Origin of the sequence: Falsiporphyromonas endometrii, assembly GCF_042654485.1 — a bacterium.
GTDB classification, from domain to species: domain Bacteria; phylum Bacteroidota; class Bacteroidia; order Bacteroidales; family Porphyromonadaceae; genus Porphyromonas; species Porphyromonas endometrii.
This window is the reverse complement of record NZ_JBHSGO010000109.1, coordinates 1-3,703: the sequence shown is the minus strand read 5'-3', so window position 1 is coordinate 3,703 and position 3,703 is coordinate 1. Positions and strand designations below refer to the sequence as shown.

2 protein-coding genes are annotated in these 3,703 nt (G+C 42.4%); both read left to right on the top strand.

Annotated features, from left to right (window positions below):
- Positions 1–501 precede the first annotated feature (501 nt).
- The gene (locus ACFO3G_RS03675; protein WP_380078096.1) at positions 502–1,266 is read left to right on the top strand and encodes a TrmH family RNA methyltransferase; all 765 of its coding nucleotides are present in this window, start codon (positions 502–504) and stop codon (positions 1,264–1,266) included.
- Between the two features lie 17 nt (positions 1,267–1,283).
- Positions 1,284–2,498: an aminotransferase class V-fold PLP-dependent enzyme gene (locus ACFO3G_RS03670; protein ID WP_380078094.1), complete on the top strand. Its 1,215-nt coding sequence runs from the start codon at positions 1,284–1,286 to the stop codon at positions 2,496–2,498.
- The last annotated feature ends 1,205 nt before the right edge of the window (positions 2,499–3,703 follow it).

Sequence of the window (3,703 nt, the reverse complement as noted above, 5' to 3'; positions counted from 1 at the left end):
CTGTTTTAGGAGTTCCTGTGAGTCCAATGGTAGCTCCCATCCAAAAATTGGCTGCTTAAACTCAAGAAATGAGAGGTTGCTAAAAAATTAGAGGCTGAATCATTACGAATAATGACACAGCCCCATCTTTTGTTTAAATATGAGAGTAGATAGCGTTACCTGGTGTTTTTAAGTTTTTTAATAAGCTTATCGATAACAATTTATATTGAATAAACCTTTTATAGATGAAAGCATAGGTTTTAGTTGATGTGAGAGGTGTTATTGTATGTTGGAGTTGTGTAGGCTTTGATTTTGTGTATGATGTAACCTCAAATTTTTACCTTTGTGCTGACATTGGGGTAGTTTCGGATTTTGTATAACTTCGTTATTACTTTGATAGGGTGGTTACAGTTAAAGTCTGTAGTCATAGTAGGTGGTTTGAAGATTTACTTCAAGATTGAGAATAGATGTTCGGATAGGTTTTGTTGTATCTATTCGGCTCACGATATAATGTAATTTGGTATGCTTACCCGATCTGAAATAAAGTTGATACAGTCTCTCAGAAGAAAATCTAAGAGAGATGAGGAGGGGCTGTTCCTTGCTGAAGGCCGCAAGGCAATCGAGGAGCTATTGCCTTATTTCAGATGTAAGTGTCTAATTGGTACAGAAGAGATTCTTCAGGGTGTGGATTGTCACAAGGTGGAACGAGTTGAGGTGATAGACAAAAAGTTCCCTTTCACCAAGATTAGTATATTGGATTCTCCTCGATTCCTTTTGGGCATCTTTGTTAAGAGATCCCATGATTTGCCTTTAGAATGGTCGGGTGTCGGGCTAAGTTTAATCTTAGATTCAGTTCAGGATCCCGGCAATATTGGTACCATTATTCGTACTGCGGCCTGGTTTGGTTGCAAACGGATATTTATGACAGAAGGTACAGCGGATCCCTATTCTCCCAAGGTGGTTCAGTCGACTATGGGGGCATTGGGACAGGTCGAACTATATGCCCTTGCGCATGCTTGTGATTTTGTTTCCTCGGCTTTGTCTCAAGGTATTCCTGTATATGGGACTTTTCTTGATGGCACTCCTTTGTCTGAAGTTTGTTTTTCCTCTCCTAATGAGGATGCTCTTCTTATCATGGGTAATGAAGGGCGCGGAGTGTCTGAAGATTTGGCCTCTCTTTGTGACAAGAGGATTCTTATTCCTCCCACCAATCCATCCAATCATCCCGAAAGTCTCAATGTAGCTATTGCGACGGCTATCTTATTGAGCCGTTGGTATTTAAGATAAAAGTTTATCCAATCATTATGTTTAATGTTAATAAAATAAGGGAGCAGTTCCCGATTCTAAAAGAGACGGTTTATGGCAAGCCTCTCGTATATTTAGACAATGCAGCGACCAGCCAGAAACCACAGGCTGTATTGGACTCTATTATTGAGAGTTATACTCATTATAATGCTAATATTCATAGGGGAGTACATCATCTGAGTCAAGTTGCCACAGAGAGGCATGAAGAGGCTCGCAAAAGAGTCGCTCGTTTTATCAATGCTCCCGATTCGGATTGTATTGTTTTTACTCGTGGTACGACAGAGGCGATCAATATGGTTGCTTCAAGTTATGGAAGGAAAATCTTCGATAAAGATGCCGAGATAATCGTTTCGCAGACAGAGCATCATTCAAATATTGTTCCTTGGCAGTTGGCCGGAGAAGCTTCAGGTCTTAAGTTGCGGGTCATTCCTTTGAATGAAGATGGTTCGTTTGACATGGAGGCTTACGAAAAGCTATTTAATGACAAAACGAGGATGGTGGCTGTCAGTGGCATGGGTAATGTTATGGGTATAGCCAATGATGTTTGTGAACTTACCCGTATAGCTCATAAACATGGTGTACGTATATTGATCGATGGCGCACAGATGATAGCTCATAAAAAGGTTGATGTTCAAAAGATTGATTGCGACTTTTTTGCATTTTCTGCTCATAAGGTCTATGGCCCCAATGGAATGGGTGTGCTATATGGCAAGCGTGATGTCTTGGAAGAGATGTCCCCATACCAAGGTGGAGGTGAGATGATTCAGAATGTGAGCTTCGAAAAGACGACATACAATGTTTTGCCTTACAAGTTCGAAGCCGGAACACCGGACTATATAGGATCGGTCGCTTTGTCAAAAGCTTTGGACTTTGTGGAAGGGATTGGATTTGAAGATATTCACGCCCATGAATTGCATCTTACTCAGATGCTTATGGATGGGTTGGCAACAATTCCCGGAATGAGGTTTTATGGTACGGCTCCAACGAAGTCCGGAGTAGTCTCATTTAATGTAGATGGAATACATAATCTGGATATTGGAATGTTGCTTGACAGGATGGGGATAGCTGTTCGTACAGGTCATCATTGCGCAGAACCACTGATGGACTATTTTGGTGTCAAAGGAACATTGAGAGCATCTTTGGCCGTTTATAATACGGAGGCAGAGGTGGAATTCTTTTTGGAGGCCATGAATAGAGTAATCAAGATGTTCTAAAAACCATAGAATAATTGGGCAAATACTTCGTTGACTGCGACATTCGAGTTTGGTCACGTACACAGGTACGCTCCCGTCACTTGAAGTCTTGTCGCCTTGTCTTTCCCCAATTCTTCTATGGTTTTGGCCGGGCATAAGATTTTGATGATGGGCTTTGAGGCTTTGTTGACTGCGACATTCGGGTTTGGTCACGTACAAAGGTACGCTCCCGTCACACGAAGTCTTGTCGTCTTGTCTTTCCCCAATTCTTCTATGGTTTTGGCCGGGCAAAAGGTTTTGATGATGGGACTTTGAAACTTCGTTGACTGCGACATTCGAGTTTGGTCACGTACAAAGGTACGCTCCCGTCACACGAAGTCTTGTCGCCTTGTCTTTCCCCAATTCTTCTATGGTTTTGGCCGGGCATAAGATTTGATGATGGGTCTTTGAATCTTCGTTGACTGCGACATTCGAGTTTGGTCACGTACAAAGGTACGCTCCCGTCACTTGAAGTCTTGTAGCCTTGTCTTTCCCAAATTCTTCTATGGTTTTGGCCGGGCAAAAGGTTTTGATGATGGGTCTTTGAATCTTCGTTGACTGCGACATTCGAGTTTGGTCACGTACAAAGGTACGCTCCCGTCACACGAAGTCTTGTCGTCTTGTCTTTCCCCAATTCTTCTATGGTTTTGGCCGGGCAAAAGGTTTTGATGATGGGTCTTTGAATCTTCGTTGACTGCGACATTCGGGTTTGGTCACGTACAAAGGTACGCTCCCGTCACTCGAAGTCTTGTCGCCTTGTCTTTCCCCAATTCTTCTATGGTTTTGGCCTGGCAAAAGATTTTGATGATTGGTCTTTGATACTTCGTTGACTGCGACATTCGAGTTTGGTCACGTACAAAGGTACGCTCCCGTCACACGAAGTCTTGTCGTCTTGTCTTTCCCCAATTCTTCTATGGTTTTGGCAGGGTATAAGATTTGTGTGAGGTGTCTTTGAGGCTTCGTTGACTTTGACATTTGGTTTTGGATACGTTGCAAAAATGCTCTCGGAGGTCACAAAGCCTTGAATCTAATTTTCTATGGTTTGGGGATTAAAGTTGTTAGGCAGGGCAACCGCATCAAATCTTTAGCAGCTTTTTGAGATAGTCCATATTTAAAGCAGCCTTAAACAACCTCTTCCGTAGGGAAAGTTTGTCTTTATACTGAGAAACAATGGCTAAAGCAAACTT

Coding starts and splice junctions, on each gene's coding strand:
- ACFO3G_RS03675 (WP_380078096.1), top strand. CDS start 502: ATGCTTACCCGATCTGAAATAAAGTTGATACAGTCTCTCAGAAGAAAA.
- ACFO3G_RS03670 (WP_380078094.1), top strand. CDS start 1,284: ATGTTTAATGTTAATAAAATAAGGGAGCAGTTCCCGATTCTAAAAGAG.